This window comes from Saccharothrix sp. NRRL B-16348, assembly GCF_001280085.1.
Taxonomy (GTDB): domain Bacteria; phylum Actinomycetota; class Actinomycetes; order Mycobacteriales; family Pseudonocardiaceae; genus Actinosynnema.
In genome coordinates this window covers 44917-60697 of record NZ_LGED01000223.1, presented here as the reverse complement: position 1 = coordinate 60697, position 15781 = coordinate 44917, and the positions used below count along the sequence as shown (strand labels likewise).

12 protein-coding genes are annotated in these 15781 nt (G+C 71.3%); 4 read left to right on the top strand and 8 right to left on the bottom strand.

The window, feature by feature from the left end; translation table 11 throughout:
* Positions 1 to 10: 10 nt before the first annotated feature.
* Positions 11 to 1279: a glycosyltransferase gene (locus ADK67_RS32780; RefSeq protein ID WP_082404180.1), complete on the bottom strand. Its 1269-nt coding sequence runs from the start codon at positions 1277 to 1279 to the stop codon at positions 11 to 13.
* Entirely contained in the window at positions 1276 to 1887 is a 612-nt protein-coding gene (locus ADK67_RS32775; RefSeq protein WP_053720431.1) for a TetR/AcrR family transcriptional regulator, read from the bottom strand. Before ADK67_RS32775 ends, ADK67_RS32780 begins: the two co-directional genes overlap by 4 nt.
* A gap of 441 nt (positions 1888 to 2328) precedes the next feature.
* Between ADK67_RS32775 and ADK67_RS32770 the strand changes: the two genes are divergently transcribed.
* Both ADK67_RS32770 and nhaA read left to right on the top strand, forming a co-directional pair.
* Positions 2329 to 3537 carry a cation:proton antiporter gene (locus ADK67_RS32770; RefSeq protein WP_053720430.1) on the top strand — a complete coding sequence of 403 codons (1209 nt, stop codon included), beginning with the start codon at positions 2329 to 2331 and terminating at the stop codon, positions 3535 to 3537.
* Between the two features lie 223 nt (positions 3538 to 3760).
* Positions 3761 to 5053, top strand: coding sequence for a Na+/H+ antiporter NhaA (gene nhaA / locus ADK67_RS32765; RefSeq protein ID WP_053720429.1), 1293 nt, complete (start codon positions 3761 to 3763; stop codon positions 5051 to 5053).
* A 77-nt stretch (positions 5054 to 5130) separates the two neighbouring features.
* On the opposite strand, the gene ADK67_RS32760 is transcribed toward nhaA, so the two are convergent.
* The 6 genes from ADK67_RS32760 to ADK67_RS32735 all read right to left on the bottom strand — a co-directional run bounded on the left by ADK67_RS32760 (position 5131) and on the right by ADK67_RS32735 (position 10726).
* Positions 5131 to 6021: an SDR family NAD(P)-dependent oxidoreductase gene (locus tag ADK67_RS32760; RefSeq protein ID WP_053720428.1), complete on the bottom strand. Its 891-nt coding sequence runs from the start codon at positions 6019 to 6021 to the stop codon at positions 5131 to 5133.
* 20 nt (positions 6022 to 6041) lie between these two features.
* Complete coding sequence (locus ADK67_RS32755; protein ID WP_053720427.1) at positions 6042 to 6863, bottom strand: DUF3592 domain-containing protein; 822 nt, start codon at positions 6861 to 6863, stop codon at positions 6042 to 6044.
* A gap of 130 nt (positions 6864 to 6993) precedes the next feature.
* Positions 6994 to 8007, bottom strand: coding sequence for an SPFH domain-containing protein (locus ADK67_RS32750; RefSeq protein ID WP_053720426.1), 1014 nt, complete (start codon positions 8005 to 8007; stop codon positions 6994 to 6996).
* Positions 7992 to 8441: an NfeD family protein gene (locus tag ADK67_RS32745; protein WP_053720425.1), complete on the bottom strand. Its 450-nt coding sequence runs from the start codon at positions 8439 to 8441 to the stop codon at positions 7992 to 7994. The genes ADK67_RS32750 and ADK67_RS32745 overlap by 16 nt, the downstream gene beginning before the upstream one ends.
* A gap of 146 nt (positions 8442 to 8587) precedes the next feature.
* Complete coding sequence (locus tag ADK67_RS32740) at positions 8588 to 9748, bottom strand: PucR family transcriptional regulator (protein ID WP_053720424.1); 1161 nt, start codon at positions 9746 to 9748, stop codon at positions 8588 to 8590.
* A gap of 120 nt (positions 9749 to 9868) precedes the next feature.
* Complete coding sequence (locus ADK67_RS32735; protein WP_053720445.1) at positions 9869 to 10726, bottom strand: class I SAM-dependent methyltransferase; 858 nt, start codon at positions 10724 to 10726, stop codon at positions 9869 to 9871.
* An 849-nt stretch (positions 10727 to 11575) separates the two neighbouring features.
* Here ADK67_RS32735 and ADK67_RS32730 point away from each other — a divergent pair.
* Both ADK67_RS32730 and ADK67_RS32725 read left to right on the top strand, forming a co-directional pair.
* Entirely contained in the window at positions 11576 to 13630 is a 2055-nt protein-coding gene (locus tag ADK67_RS32730) for an acyltransferase family protein (protein WP_053720423.1), read from the top strand.
* 518 nt (positions 13631 to 14148) lie between these two features.
* Positions 14149 to 15684 (top strand): amino acid adenylation domain-containing protein, encoded by a 1536-nt coding sequence (locus tag ADK67_RS32725; protein ID WP_082404179.1) that lies wholly within the window; start codon positions 14149 to 14151, stop codon positions 15682 to 15684.
* Positions 15685 to 15781: the final 97 nt, after the last annotated feature.

Here is a 15781-nt window from a genome sequence, read left to right as displayed (position 1 = left end):
TCTCCCGGTGTCAGGTGATGCGTTCGAGGGCGTCGATCGCCGTGGTGACGCCGTTCTCCGCGCGGATCTGCTGTCCAAGCCGTTCGGCCCGGTCGCGCATCCCGATGTCATCGGTGGCCGCCGTCAGTGCCGCGGCGAGCAGGTCGGCGTTGAGCTGCTGCTGCCGAACCGGAGATGGAGCGACTCCAGCGGCGTGCATGCGGTTAGCCCAGTGCGGTTGGTCGGCGACGAACGGGCACACGACCTGCGGGCGGCCCGCCGCCAGCGCGGCGCCCGTGGTGCCGCCGCCTCCGTGGTGCACCACCGCGCTCATCCGCGGGAACAGCCAGTCGTGCGGCGCTTGGTCGATCACCAGAACGCCGTCGGCTTCGGTGTCGGGGGCGATGCCGCCCCAGCCGGTGGCCAGCACGGCACGGACACCGGCCCGTCGCACGGCGTCGGTGACGATCGTCGTAGTGCGGCGTGAATCCCGGCCCGTCATGCTGCCGAATCCGATGTAGACGGGTGCGGGGCCGTCGTCGAGGAAACGCCTCAGCCGGTCCGGTGGGGACCATTCCGGCGCCGTGGGCAGATACCAGAAGCCGGTGGTGCGCACCGACTCCGGCCAGCCGGGATCGACCTGTGTGACGTGCCGGCTGAACGCCTGCAACACCAGCCGGTCGTGGCCGGCGGCGTCGTGCAGCACGTCATGACTTCCCCGGCGGCGCGGCAATCCGAGCTCGGTCGTGCGCCACGTGGTGGCAATGCCGGAGAAGGCCCGCAGGGTCGCGGACACGGTGAGGTAGGTGGCGCGGTTGAGGAACCTCGGCAGCCGGGGCAACGGCACCATCGGACAGGGAAACGCGCTCGTGGGCACCCAGCCCGGCTGCAACGCGACCAGCGCCGCGGGCACACCGAGCATCTCCGCCGCGTGCTGGGCGGGCAGGGACGGCGAGTGCACCACCACGTCCGCCAGCGAGGCCCGAGCCACCTCGCCGACATCGTGCAGGACAGCACCCATCAAGGGCTTGATCCGCCGGGCCGTGCGCACGGCGGTGATCTTGCCCCGCACACCCCGGTAACCACCGTCGACCGCCTCCCGGACCACCGGGTCGTCCATCAACCGGTTCGGCCCCTCGTCCAGCGGCGCGAACCGCACCCCGTGCTCCGACGCGGCCGGCGCGAACGACTCCGGCGCTGCCAGCAGCGCCTCGTGGCCGCGTTCGCGCAACGCCACCGCGAGCGCCAGGAACGGCTGCACATCGCCACGCGTGCCGTGGGTGACCAACAGCGCCCTCACCGCGACGACTCCCGCTCGTCGACCGCGGTGAACGCGGTCAGCCAGCGGTCGTCGGTGAACAGGCCGCCGGTCAGCATCTCCAACCCGGCCCGCGCACCCCGCACCGCTGTCGCGGTCTCCGCCGGATCCCCGCCGAGCAGCCGCCCGACCTGGTCACCGAGCACCAAGGGCGCCAACAGCCACGACACGTAGGTCACCGCCCGTGCCCGTGCGTCCGATGTCGGACGCACCCACCCCTCCGCCTCGCCCACGGCCAGCCACTCCTCGGTGCGGTCGACGATCTCGGTGAACAGCACGGACGCGCCCTCGGTCCCGTCCAGCAAGGCACGCCCCAGATACCGCCGCACCGGCGTAGCCGCCCGCAGGACATGCCCCAGCGCACTGGCATCGACCTCACCACCGGACCGGATCGCGTCGAGCACGTGCTCGTCACACGCCTGCCGCAACCCCTCCTTCGACCCGAAGTGGTGCAGCACCAACGCGGGAGACACCCCGGCGTCGGCAGCCACCGCACGCACGGACGTCCCGGCGACGCCATCGGCACCGAACCTCGCCAGGGCCGCATCACGGATGCGGGCCCGAGTGGTCAAATCGGAGGCTGAACGCATGTTCAGAGTATTGAACGATCGTTCAGTCCACGTCAAGTTCCCCCTGCCTTGTCGGCCCGACGCCGCGGATTCCGGACCTACCGGCTCGAAGGACTCCTGCGCACAAGCCACCAGCACGACCGCGAGCAACCCCTGCAAATCGGGGCGGACATCCGCAGGCACGAACGGCGACCGGACACCGGCGGCGCCGCCGAGAACCTCAAGATCAATTCTGGGCCGGTCGGGTCGCGAAGCCGACCAGACTTCACCGCACACCGCGCCGCCACCGACCGGTGACAGCGCCAGACACCGTGTCGATGCGGACACCGAGGCCGATACACCGACCGTCCGGTTTGCGCTTCTGCCCGGTTTGCGGCATCTTGTCGCGCGGAGCGCCGGGAAGTCTGGTCGGCACGCCCCGCCGCGTCGCGGTGGGGTTGTTCGTCGACGACGGGACGTTCCATGGCACTGGTGCTCGCTTTCGGGCTCGTACTGCTGATCAGCGTGTCGCTCTCCGGTCTTGCCGCACGGACCGTGCTGTCCACGGCCCTGTTGTTCCTGGTGGCCGGAGCCCTGATCGGGCAGGGCGGGTTCGGTCTGGTCGACATCCCGTCCGACGGCGTCTTCGTCACCGGGCTGGCGGACCTGGCCCTGTTCACCGTGCTGTTCACCGACGGTCAGCGCGCCGGTCTGCCCGCGCTGCGCGAGGGGTGGAGGCTGTCGGGACGGGCGCTGGGCCTGGCGATGCCGCTGACCATGATCGGCATCGCGGTGCCCGCCCACTTCCTGGCCGGGCTGGACTGGACCACCGCGCTGCTGGTCGGCGCGATCCTGTCCCCCACCGACCCGGTGTTCGCCTCGGCGATCGTCGGGCGCACGGACGTGCCGCTGCGGCTGCGCCGCCTGCTCAACGTCGAGTCCGGCCTCAACGACGGTCTGGCGCTGCCGTTCGTGCTGATCTTCCTGGCCACCGCCACCCTGAACGAGCCGCACCTGGGCACCATCGCGCTCGAACTGGTCCTGGGCCTGGTGGTCGGTGTGGTCGTGGCGGGTGCGATCACGCTGGCGTGGCGGTTGCGGGTGCTCACCGCCGAGCCGAGGTTGCAGGCGCTGGGGCCGCTGGCCATCGGCGTGATCGTCTACGCGACCTGCCACCTGACCCACGCCAACCCCTACCTGGCCGCGTTCGCCGCGGGCTCCGCCCTCGCCACCCTGGACCGGGTGACGGCGGAGAACTTCGAGCACTTCGGCGACCTGCTGTCGGAGGTCACCAAGTTCGCCGGCCTGCTGGTGTTCGGCGCCCTGATCACGCCGGAGCGCATCTCGCACCTGACCGCAGGCGACTGGGCCGTGGCGGTCATCGCGATCGTGCTGGTCCGGCCCGCGGCCATGCTGCTGTCGTTGCTGCGCACGCCGCTGCCGCACCGGGAGCGGACCGCCGCGGCCTGGTTCGGGCCGAAGGGCTTCGCCTCCGTGGTCTACGTGCTGCTGGCCGTCCAGGCGGGCATACCCTCCGGCGAGCACGTATTCGACCTGGTCGCGATCACCATCGCGCTGTCGATCGTGCTGCACTCCTCGATCGACGTGCCGGTGGCCAAGGCGCTGAGCTTCGAGCCACCGGACAACCTGCCCACCGGTCGCCCCGACGAGCAGGGCAGGCGCGGGTTGTGACCGGGGTTCCTCCTGCTCCTGCTGCCCCACCGATCGAGCGACCGCGCCCCTGGGGATGACCACGCACGGTGACCGAGGGCACCGGACGTTCATGACGATGTGATCATCGGGTTCGCGTTCCGACACCCACCACCGGGTACGGTCGGGGCGTTGCCCGCGTGCGGGCGTGGTGTGCCGGGAAGCCTGGTCGGCGACGTGTTCCGCCGACCGCTGGGAGCCGCCCGTGCAACGCCGTGCCACCACTCTGTTCAACCGGGGTTCCTGGCCCGAGGCCAAGCGGATCGCTGACATCCTCCGCTTGGAGACCGTCGGCGGGGTGATCATGCTGGCCGCCGCGCTGTCGGGCTTGGTCTGGGCCAACTCGCCGTGGGCGCCGACCTACAAAGCGTTGCGCGACTTCGAGTTCGGCATCGCCTCGCTGCACCTGGAACTCAGCGTCGGGCACTGGGCCTCCGACGGGCTGCTGGCGATCTTCTTCTTCGTCGCCGGGCTGGAGCTCAAGCGCGAGTTCGTGGCCGGGGACCTGCGCGACCCGCGCCGGGCCGCGGTGCCGGTGGCCGCCGCGTTCGGCGGGGTGGCGGTACCCGCTCTGATCTACGTGCTGGTCAACCTGGGCACCCCTGGCGCGGCGTCCGGGTGGGCGATTCCGACCGCGACCGACATCGCCTTCGCCCTGGCCGTGCTGGCGGTGATCGGCCGTTGCCTGCCGTCGGCGCTGCGGACGTTCCTGCTCACCCTGGCGGTGGTGGACGACCTGATCGCGATCGTGATCATCGCCGTGTTCTACACCGACGATCTGGCCGTGACGCCGCTGCTGCTCACGGCCGTGCCGCTGGCGCTGTTCACCGTGCTGGTGCAGCGGCGGGTGCGCTCGTGGTGGCTGTTGCTGCCGCTGGCCGTGGCCACCTGGGGGTTCATGCACGCCTCCGGGGTGCACGCGACCGTGGCCGGGGTGCTGCTGGGCTTCGCCGTGCCGGTCATCCGCCGCGCGCCCGGCGAGGGGCCGGGGCTGGCCGAGCACTTCGAGCACCGGTTCCGGCCGTTGTCGACCGGGGTTGCCGTGCCGGTGTTCGCGTTCTTCGCCTCGGGCGTGGCCATCGGCGGGATGGACGGCCTGACCTCGTCGCTGGCCGACACGGTGACCCTCGGCATCGTGGCAGGTCTGCTGCTGGGCAAGCTGGTGGGCATCACCGCCGCCACCTGGCTGGTGTCGCGGTTCACCCGCGCCGAACTGGACGACGACCTGTCCTGGGTGGACGTGGTGGGCCTGGCGGTGCTGGGCGGCATCGGGTTCACCGTGTCGCTGCTGGTGGGCGAACTGGCCTTCGGCGAGGGCAGCCGGCCCTACGACGACGCCAAGATCGGCATTTTGCTCGGCTCGCTGTTGTCCGCCCTCGTCGCCACGGTCATCCTGCGCGTACGCAATCGCGTCTACCGGCGCATCCACGAGGAGGAGAACCGCGACGAAGACCACGACGGCATCCCGGACGTCCACCAGCGAAACGTCATTGACTAACGCCTGTTAGTGGATAGCACAACGGCGACCGGTCGACCTGCGGCTGCGCGTGATCGGCGCAGCCGCCACCGCGGCCCTCACCACGCCCACGACGGGTTGCCGGCGGCGGCCTGGGTGACCGCCCACAGACGTTCACGGGCCGCCGGGTCGCGGGCGAACGCGGGCACGTTCACCGGCCGTCCGCGCTCGTCGACGTAGACGCCGCGAACAGCCCCGTCCGCCCGACCTTCCCCGTCCTCGGTGACGCGCACGTACGTGGCGGCCAAGTCCTCCGGCGAGGCGGCCAGCCGGTTCTTGGGCGCGTACAGCACGCGCAGGAGCCGCGGCATCCCGGCCAACCGGTCGGCGTCCAATCGCACCGCGGGCACCCGCACGCAGGTCACGTCGACACGGCCCGCGGTCCTCGACGCCAGTTCGAGGCTGAACATGACCTGCGCCAGCTTCGAGTGGTAGTAGGCCCTGGTGGGGCTGTACCAGCCGGTGCCGTCGAGGTGGTCGAAGCGGATCCTGATGCGGGGCATGGTGACCAGGCCCTTGCTGGCCACGGTGACCACCTTCGGACGGGGTGCGGCCCGCAGCAGCCCGCTGAGCGCGGCCGTCAGCCGGAAGGGCCCCAGGTGGTTGGTCACCCAGATCAACTCGTGGCCCGCCGCGGTGTAGCGGGGTTCGCGGAGCGTCTGGTCGAAGTTCGCCGCGTTGTGGATCACCACGTCGAGGTGGTCGACGTGCCGCACCACCGAGGCCGCCACGGCGTCCAAGCCGTCCAGCTCCGCCAGGTCGGCGAGCACCAGCCGCGCCGGTTCCCGCGCGCTCGCGTTGATCCGGGCCAGCGCGTCCTCACCCCGCCTCCGGTCACGGCACAGGGCGAACACCCGGTGACCGCGCTCGGCCAACTGCCGGGCGGCACGCAACCCGATACCGGAACCAGCTCCCGTGATGACGACGGCGAGCGGGCGAGGGTCGTTCATGAAGTGCTCCCCAGATTCTCTCATCGCGAGTCCCGTAGGTGGGTCCCGGCTTCCCGGGCGGCCGCGAGGACGGGACCGCGGGTGAACACCACCGTCAGGTGACGGCCACGACCGCCGACGAGGACCTCACCGGTGCGGAACTCCGGCGGGATCGCGTAGTTGACCGGGCGGGTGGTCACCACGGTCACGGCGCGCTCCGACGGATCCGCGGGGAACTCGATGTGGTGCAGCCGCTTGCCGCGGGCCTCGACAACACCTCGACGCCAGCCGTGGCGACGCAGGGCACGTGCGCGGCGCCCCCACCTGACCGACCCGATCAGCCCGGGAGGCAGCAGCACCACTGACACCACGAAGGCGGCGATCGTCAGCATGGACGGCAGATAGGGGTCGTTGGCCACGCCCGGCGCGGCGATGCGCTCCGGGTCCCGCCGGTCGTAGAACACGGTGATCGGGTCACCCACGCCCAACTCCGGGCTGGTGTCGTCGAGGTTCATCCAGCGGGTCCGCACCTCTCCCTCGACGGTGAACCGCACCTGGATCGAACCGGCCGCGCCGCGCCGGCCCGGTTCCGTGCCGACCACGACGCCCGACGCGGTCCGCCCCGTCGCGAGCAGCTCATCGGCCCTGTCCACCAAGAGGGTGGCGCCCACGACGAACCCCACGAACAGCAGCAGACCCGACGACAACATCACGCGGCCGCGACGGCGCAGGCGCCGCACCGCGAGCGTCGCCACCGCGTCCGGCACGGTGTACCGGGCGGGCCGGATCAGGTCGTCCCGGCCACGCACGAGCACCGCCGTCCACCGCAACCGACACACGTTCCGGATCGTGGCGTCGATCAACGTCCCCCTCCTCGGTCCGGTGCCGCGCCGTTTCCGGGCGTCGCACGAGCACACCGGAGCACGCCTTGGTCGGCAGTGCTCCGGTGCGGCGATCGGTCCCCCGAGGGACCGCCCCGTGGTCGGGGACAGGTCAGGCGGGCGCGGTGACCCGGCCGGTGGTCTCGGCGTCCGCAGCCGCCTCCGCCGCGGCCTCCGCGGCCCGGTTCGCGTCCTCAGCGGCCCGGGCAGCCGCGTCGTCGGTGGTGGCGGCCGGCTCGGTGGCCGCGATCTTCGGCAGTGCCTCGGTGAAGGCGCGGGAGACGCCCTGCAGCGCCGAGGTCACCTCGCTGGGGATGACCCAGAACGTGTTGCCCGGTCCCTGCGCCAACTGCGGCAGCATCTGCAAGTACTGGTAGGCCAGCAGCTTCGGGTCCGGGTCGTTGCGGTGCACGGCCTGGAACACCTGGTCGATGGCCCGGGATTGGCCCTCGGCCTTGAGGATCTCCGCGGCCCGCTGACCCTCGGCCCGCAGCACGGCGGCCTGCTTGTCGCCCTCGGCGGTGAGGATCTGCGACTGCCGCTGGCCTTCCGCGGTCAGGATCGCGGCGCGCTTGTCCCGTTCCGCGCGCATCTGCTTCTCCATCGCGTCCTTGATGGTGCGCGGCGGGTCGATGGCCTTGATCTCCACCCGGTTGACCCGCAGACCCCACTTGCCGGTGGCGTCGTCGAGCACGCCCCGCAGTTGGCTGTTGATCGTGTCGCGGGAGGTCAACGTGCGTTCCAGGTCCATGGAGCCGACGACGTTGCGCAGCGTGGTGACGGTCAACTGCTCGACCGCCTGGAGGTAGCTGGCGATCTCGTAGAACGCCGCCCGCGGGTCGGTGACCTGGAAGTAGAGCACCGTGTCGATCTCCACCACGAGGTTGTCCTCGGTGATGACCGGCTGCGGCTGGAACGACACCACCTGCTCGCGCAGGTCGATCGCCGGGTGCACCCGGTCGATGAACGGGATCACCACGTTCAGGCCCGGTTGCAGGGTGCGCTGGAACCGGCCCAGCCGCTCCACGTTGCGGGCCCGTGCCTGGGGCACGATCCGCACCGCGCTCGACACGACCAGGATCACCAGCAGCGCGATGACCACGGTGACGATCAGTGAAGCTTCCACGAGCCACTCCCCGGGTAGACGAACGCGGTGCTGCCGCTGATCCGCAGGACCTCCACGGTGGTTCCTTCCGGGATCGCGAGGCTGTCGTCGAACGGGCGCGCCGTCCACTCCTCCCCCGCGATCCGCACCCGGCCGTCGTGCCGCGTCACCTCGCGCAGCACGTAACCGGACTCCCCGACCAGCGCGTCCACTCCGAACCGCGCGGACTGCGGCTTAAGCAGGTGGCCACGGGCCAGCGGGCGGACCAGCAGCAGACCCAGGACCGAGACGACGGCGAACACCACGAACTGCGCCGGCAGCGGCAACCCGACACCGGCGGCCCCGGCGGTGAGCAGCGCGGCGCCGCCGAGGATGCCCAGCGCGGCGGTGACGGTGAAAACCTCGACCGCTCCCAGCAACAACCCGAGCAACAACCAGACCAGCCAAGCGTCCATGGAGTGCTCCGTCCCCGGCCGCCGATGCCCGCGTCTTCAAGCCCGTGACCTGCCTCAATGTTCTCCTGCCCGCAGGAGCCGGGACAATGTGGGAACCCGGCGGTCAGGACGCGCCACTCATTGCCGGACATCGGCAACGAACGGCGCTACGAGGTCTGGTCGGTGGACGGAGGTAGTCCCAGGAGTCTGGCGCCGAGGACCGCGACGTGCAGCGAGAGCGCTTGTGACGGGTCCTCCACCGAGTAACCCGTCAACTCCTTGACGCGCTGGAGTCGGTAGGTCACCGTCCGGACGCCCACGCGCAGTTCGCGAGCGCACGCGGTGGCCACCTGCCCGTGGGCGAAGTAGGCGGACAGCGTGTCCAGCAGTGGTTCGACGCCGCCGCGCACACCGCGCAGGGGCTCCAACACGACCGACACCAGGTCGGCCAGCGCGGCGCTGTCGCGCAGCAGCACCTGGTAGACCAACAGGTCCCCGGCCCGGTGCACGCGTCCGGGCAGCGCCAGGCGCCCGGCGATGTCCAACGCGTACTTGGCCTGCTCGAAGGAGCGCACCACACCACCCGGTCCCGATTGGGCGCGACCGACACCGACCGACCACGCCTGGTCGGAGCCCAGCGCTGAGGTCACCTGGCGCACGAACTCGTCGAGGAGTCCACCCATCGCCTGGGGCGTGACGCAGACGAGCAGGTCGTTCTTGGTGGTGATGAGCACGTCACGGGAGTCCGACCGCAGGTGCAGCGACATCTCCACCGCCCTGGCGACCTCGCCGCCGTCGACCACCGGCTGCGAGGCCCGCACGGCCGCGACCACGTTGTTGCCCGCCAAGCGCAGGCCGAACCGTTCCGCCCGTTCGGCCAACCGGCCCAGGTTGCGCCCGTCGAGCAGGTCGTCGACGAACTCCCGACGGAACGACTCCTCCTGGCGCACCGACCACCGCTGCGCTTTCTCATAGCCTCCCGCCACGGCCATGACCGCCGCGTCGGCGGCCTTGAACACCGCCTCGCCCGCGGCGCGGACGGCGTCGGCGTCGGTCACCTCCCGCACCCCCGACAACAACGGCCACGCCAGCCAGGTGGCGCTCAGGTGCAGGTCGATCACCTCGTGCAGGGGCACGCCCTGCTCGGCCGCGCGGGCACCGGCCTCGCGCCGCACCCGGAGTTGGTCGGGTCCCAACCGGCGCCGCGTCGTGCTGACCTCGTCCAAGCCCTCCAGGTACCCGTCGAGGAGGTCGACCGGCACGCCGTGCGCGTCGCGGCCGGCTCGTTCGGCGACCTCCGCCAACGCTTTCGTTCCGTTCGCGGGCATGGAGGCCCCCTTCTTGTGCGTGCCGTGCGATCGACTCCCGCAGCTGGTCCGGCACCGCCCACGTCGTCTGCGGAGTGGTCGGTCGGGCCAGGTCGTCCGGACACCACGGCGCGGTCCCGCTCAGCGCTTCTCGGCCAGCACGGTGCGCTCCAACGGTGAGATCGGCACGGCCCGTCCGGTGCCCCGCACGTAACGCGCGTCGAACTCCGCCGGACCCATCTGCTCCACCTCGCGCCAGCCGCGCTCGGTCAGGAACGCACCCACCTCGTGCGGGTGCAGCCCGAACCGCCACAGCGGCCGCCCGGCCACGAACCGCCGGTGCAGCGCCTCGGAGCCGTACATCTCGTCGCCGTCCAGGAAGTCCTTCACGACGTAGGTGAACACCAGTCGGCTGCCGGGCGCCTGGTCCGCGAGGAAGTCGAAGGTCCTGCGCACGCCGTCCTCGGTGAGGTACTGGGTCACCCCTTCCCACACGACCAGACACCGGTCGCCGGAGTGGTGGCCGTGTGCGGTCAGGACCGCGCGGAGGTCCTCGGTGTCGAAGTCGATCGGCACCAGGGTCACCCCGTCGGCGGCGGGCAAGCGCCTGCGCTTGTGCTCGACGTTGACCGGCAGGTCCACCTCGAACACGGCCGCACCCGCGGGAACGCCCAACCGGTGAGCGCGGGTGTCCAGACCCGCACCCAGGACCACCACGGACCCGATGCCGTCCTCCAACGCCTGGGCGAACTCGTCGTCGATGTAGCGCTTTCGGCAGGCGATACCACCCCAGACACCGGGCGCGGCACGCTCAGACGCCTTGATCAGCGCCGCGCGGACGCCCGGTCGTCGGGCCAGCCGCGCCACCCACCTCGACAACGGCGGCAGCACCGAGAACGCCAACGGGTCGTCGAGGAGACGTTGCCCCGGTGAGCGGTGCTGTTCCACGGCCGCGATCACCATGGGCCCGACCGCCGTTCCCGCCGCCCTGTCCGCCATGATCGATTCCTTCCTCACAGGTCGACCTCTCCGGTCCCGGACGGCGCCGAGCACCGGCGGCCGGTCGCGCTCCCGCAACTCGGCCACCGCGGGTGTTCGCACCAGTGACGCGCGCCGTCACGCACCACGGCGACCCACAAGCCGCCGGCGCACGGCCCACTTCGGCGGGCAGCGCGGAACGCTCGGCGACGACGAGGCCCACCACCGAGGCGAGCAGGCGGCGACGCCCCCTGCGGATGACGGGCACCCGGAGACCGACCAGTCTCGACGCGACCGGATCGCGGCGCACGACGCGGTCTGCACCCAGGTCCATCGCCGCACTCGCCCGGAGGTGGTCGTGCACCGTGACCACGATCGAGGCCACCGGGTTGAGCAGGCGTGCCCATCCAGGTGACCTGCAACGCGTCGCCGTCGGACGCGGCGCGGATCAGCACGGCGTGCGCACCCGGCACTCCGGAGCACACCGGTCTCGGTGCCGTCACCGGCGATCGACTCCGCGCCGGCCACCGCCGCAGCGCCCGCGTCGACGATGTGCCCGATCATGAGCGGCTCCCGGTCCAAGACGGCGACGAACCCACGCCGACCAGGCTTCCCGGCACACCGACCACGATCGTACCGCCCAACGCACGCCGCCACGCTCCTCATCCGGCCACCGTGGCTCGTACCGTCCGGCCCGAGACCCGGCCCAACCAGGCGGCGGGCAGCCGGTCACCGCCTGCTCGCTGCCGGTTTGGCCGCGGCACGCCCCACTCGGTAGCGTTGGGACCGCCGGACCGCGTTCCACGTGGGCGGCTGGTGTGCCGGGAAGCCTGGTCGGCGTCGTGACCGACCATCTCCTGGAGCCGTCCCGTGCCCGTCCCCACCGCGGCCCGCGCCCGCAACCACGCGTCTACGCCCGCGGCCGGCCGTTTTCGCCCCGAACTGCAGGGCCTGCGCGGCGTCGCGTCGGTCCTGGTCGTCGTTTACCACGTCTGGCTCGGCCGCGTGTCGGGTGGCGTGGACGTGTTCTTCCTGATCTCCGGCTTCCTGGTGACCGGACAGCTGCTGCGCGCGGCGGCGGGCGGCGGAATCGCGTTCCGGCCGCTGTGGGGACGGATGATCACGAGGCTGTTCCCCGCGGCGCTGACCGTCCTCACCGCCGTCCTGGTCACGGGCTTCGTGCTGCTGCCGGAGAACCAGTGGTTCCAGACCATCCGCGAGGTCGTCGCCGCCGCGCTGTACCTGGAGAACTGGCAGCTGGTCGCGGACTCGGCGGACTACTTCGAGCAGCACAACGAGGCCAGCGTCGTCCAGCACTACTGGTCGCTGTCCATCCAAGGCCAGCTCTACCTGGTCTGGCCACTCCTGATCGCGCTGGTCGTCGCGGTGGCCCGCCGCGGTGGGCACGTAGCGCACCGCGCCGTGGCGGTCTGCCTGTCGGTCGTGTTCGCCGCCTCGCTCGCCTGGTCGGTGGCGCTCACCTCCACCGACCAGCCGCTGGCCTACTTCCACTCGCTCACCAGGGCGTGGGAGTTCGCGCTCGGCGGGTTGCTCGCCCTGGGCCTCAACGCGTTCACCCCCACCGCACTCGTGCGGCTGGCGTTGGGCTGGGTCGGCCTGGCGGGGCTCGTCGCCTGCGGTCTAGTCCTCCGCGTCGGCAGCGTCTTTCCCGGCTACGCCGCGCTGTGGCCGACGCTGTGCGCCGCCGCGGTCATCGCCGCGGGCGGCAGCGGGAGCGCGTTCGGCGCCGACCGGCTCCTCGCCACCCGGCCCGCCCGCTACCTCGGCGACCTCAGCTACACCCTCTACCTGTGGCACTGGCCTGCCCTGGTCTTCTACCTCGTCGTCCGCGACCAGACCGAACCCGGTCCTCGCGGCGGTGCGGCCGTCATCGGCTTGTCGCTGGCGTTGTCCGTGGTGACCCACCACCTCGTGGAGAAGCCGGTCCGCCGATCGCCGATCGGCGTGGCGACCGGCTGGGGCGCCTACCGCTTCGCCGCGGCTGCGGTGGTTCCCGTCCTGGTGGTGGCCGGCTGCTGGCAGGTGGTCGCCGAGCGCAAGGCGTCCCTGCACGCCGCCATCGTCGACGACCCCGACCACCCCGGCGCCATGGCCCTCGAACCGGGTTTCGAGTACTGGGGTGCGGAACACCCCTCGGTCGCCCCGCCGCTGGTCGCCCTGCCGAAGGACTTCGCGGGCATCGAAGGCAGCACCTGCACCACGGCCACCTACAACAAGGAGCTGACGTACTGCCGCAGCCCCGTCACCGACGAACCCGACAAGCGGATCGTCGTCGTCGGCGACTCCCACATGCAGCAGTACCTCGCCGCTCTCGACCAGGTCGCCCGGCGCCGCAACTGGGAGGTCATCGCGATGAACAAGGGCGCCTGCCCGTTCTCCACCGAGTCCAACGCGATGCCCGGTGACGCCAACTGCCTCAAGTGGAACGCCGACGCCGTCGACAAGATCCTGTCCCTGCGACCCGACCTCGTGCTGGCCAACGGCACGCGTGACGTCCGACGCGGGCTCACCGAGCAGACACCATCGGGATTCGTCGCCCAGTGGCGGAAACTGGAGGACGCCGCGATCGCCGTCGCGGCCGTGCGCGACAACCCGCGCCACCCCTTCAAACCTTCGGAGTGCGCGAACACCCACGGCGCCGAGGCGCCCCGGTGCAGCGCTGCCCGCGCCGACCTGCTCAGCCCCGAACCACCGTACGCACGCATCCCGGACCTGCCGTCCAACGTGGAGTTCCTGGACTTCAGCGACTACTTCTGCCCCGGAGACCTCTGCCCGCCGGTCATCGGCAACATCTACGTCTACCTCGACGACAGCCATGTCAGCGCCACCTACATGAGCACCATGTCCCCGCTCCTCGAACGAGTGCTCGACGAGCGCTTCGCCCACGCCGGCGACAACCGCTAGCCCGGTGGAACCGGACCGTCGCCGGCTTGCCGGGTCGAGCCGAGCATCGTCCTCACCAGCCGCTGCCGCACCGGGTCCGAACGGCCCAGGCCGCACCGTCCACAAGCCGTGGGACAACGGTCCAGGGCCTTCGGCCAACCGCGAGTTCACCGTCTCCGCAGATCCCGGTCCTGTAGATGGCGGCCTGACGGCGTTCCCGAGCACGTTCCCTGGCGGTACTCGCGACAGCTCGTAGTCCGGTCCGCTACGAGCCCGCAGATCGGTTCTCGTTCGGCTCACTCACCAGGCTGCTCCGCCGCCGCGTACTGCCCGTCGCTGCCCCCAGGCCTGTGGTCGCTGGACAGCGCTCGCGTGGCGCACGGAAAGCATTCGACTTCGCCGTTGTCGCAAGGCACAGGCCGCACTGGTGCGGTGGACCAGCGTCTGCCCGACCGCGATGAGTCCACCACCGCCACAGCGCGCTCACCGCAGTGATCGCATCTTTCTCCCTCCGCAGGCGAAGCGGTAGGTTCATCGCAATGAGCTGGTTAGCCCGGATGTTGGAGGAGCACGCGCGACTGCGTCCTCGCGCGACCGCTCTCGTCGCTGGGGATGGGGTGCTCACGTACGACGCGCTTGTCCGGCGCGTCGCGACCACCGCGGGTGAGCTGCGGCGCCGTGGAGTGCTCGACGGGGATGTCCTGGCGATCGCGCTGCCACGCGGGACGAGTCAGGTCGTCGCCGCGCTCGCGGCGATGTGGGTAGGAGCGCCGTTCGCGATCATCGATGTCGATGAGCCTCCCGACCGGCGGCGCGGACAGATCCGGGCTTGTCTCGCGACGTGGCTCGTGGACGGCTCGGAGGCGGACACCGTCGACGGAGTGCCGACCGTGCGGCTCCGCGGTGTGGAGGCCCCGGCACCTGCGATGGCGTCGCCAGACCGCGACGACGCCGCCTACGTCGTCTTCACGTCGGGGTCGACGGGAACACCCAAAGCGGTGGCGGTTCCCCACCGGGCGCTCGACAACTACGCGGCGCGGGTGGCGGAATCGTTGGAGCACTTCAGGTCGACGGGCGAACAGCTCTCCTTCGCCAGCGTGACGAGCTTCGCGACCGACCTCGGGCACACCGCGGTCTTCCCGGCGCTGGTGTCGGGTGATGCCGTGCACCTCGTGGACAAGCCCACGATGATGGACCCCCTCGCGCTGGGCCGCTACATGCGCTCACACGCGGTGGACGTGCTCAAGTCGACGCCGTCGCACATCTCCGTGCATCTGGGCGCCGGCGCCCGCGACGTGCTCCCCCGCAAGCTCATGATCTTCGGCGGGGAAGCCCTGACGTGGGACCTCGTCGACCAGGTTCTGGCGAACGGCACCTGCGAGGTGCTCAACCACTACGGTCCGTCCGAGACCACGATCGGGGTGCTGACCTATCCCGTCGACCCGGACCGGGCGGAACACCGCTCGAGCGCCACGGTGCCCCTCGGCACGCCGATCGGCGGGGTTTCGGTGGAGGTAGTCGACGAGGATCTCGGCGCGGTGCCCGAGGGCGAGCCGGGTGAGCTGCTCGTCTGGGGACAGTGCGTCGCGCTCGGGTACATCGGCGCCCCGGACTCGACCCGCTCGCGATTCGTGCCGCTGCCCGCCCACTGCCGTCCTGCCGGGGACAGCGCGGTCGCGTACCGGACCGGCGACCGGGTTCGGCGGCTCCCCTCCGGTGACATCGAGTTCCTCGGGCGCGAAGACCGCCAGCTCAAGCTGCACGGGCAACGGATCGAACTCGGCGAGGTGGAGGCCGCGCTGCGGCGGCACCCGCAGGTGCGCACCGCGGTCGTCAGCTACGACGCGAGCGAAGGGCTCCACGCCCATGTCGTGCCCACCGATCCGACCGAACCGCCGGACACGAAGTCGCTGCGCCGGTTCCTCAGGGCGGCGCTGCCAGTAGCGGCAATCCCGCGTTCCTTCACCGTGCTCGAGAGCGTCCCACTGACGTTGAGCGGCAAGGTCGACATCGGTAGGCTCGCGCGGTCGGATCGGGCCGACCCCACCACACCGGTGACGCGCGGCGACAGTTGAGCACGCCGCCGAGGCCGACTGGATCGCAGGCGGCCGACGTGGCGGAGGGGACGAGCATTGAACGCACATGTCGTCGGAGCTTCGCTGTTCCTCCCCG

Coding starts and splice junctions, on each gene's coding strand:
- ADK67_RS32775 (WP_053720431.1), bottom strand. CDS start 1,887: ATGCGTTCAGCCTCCGATTTGACCACTCGGGCCCGCATCCGTGATGCG.
- ADK67_RS32770 (WP_053720430.1), top strand. CDS start 2,329: ATGGCACTGGTGCTCGCTTTCGGGCTCGTACTGCTGATCAGCGTGTCG.
- ADK67_RS32760 (WP_053720428.1), bottom strand. CDS start 6,021: ATGAACGACCCTCGCCCGCTCGCCGTCGTCATCACGGGAGCTGGTTCC.
- ADK67_RS32745 (WP_053720425.1), bottom strand. CDS start 8,441: ATGGACGCTTGGCTGGTCTGGTTGTTGCTCGGGTTGTTGCTGGGAGCG.
- ADK67_RS32740 (WP_053720424.1), bottom strand. CDS start 9,748: ATGCCCGCGAACGGAACGAAAGCGTTGGCGGAGGTCGCCGAACGAGCC.
- ADK67_RS32735 (WP_053720445.1), bottom strand. CDS start 10,726: ATGGCGGACAGGGCGGCGGGAACGGCGGTCGGGCCCATGGTGATCGCG.
- ADK67_RS32725 (WP_082404179.1), top strand. CDS start 14,149: ATGAGCTGGTTAGCCCGGATGTTGGAGGAGCACGCGCGACTGCGTCCT.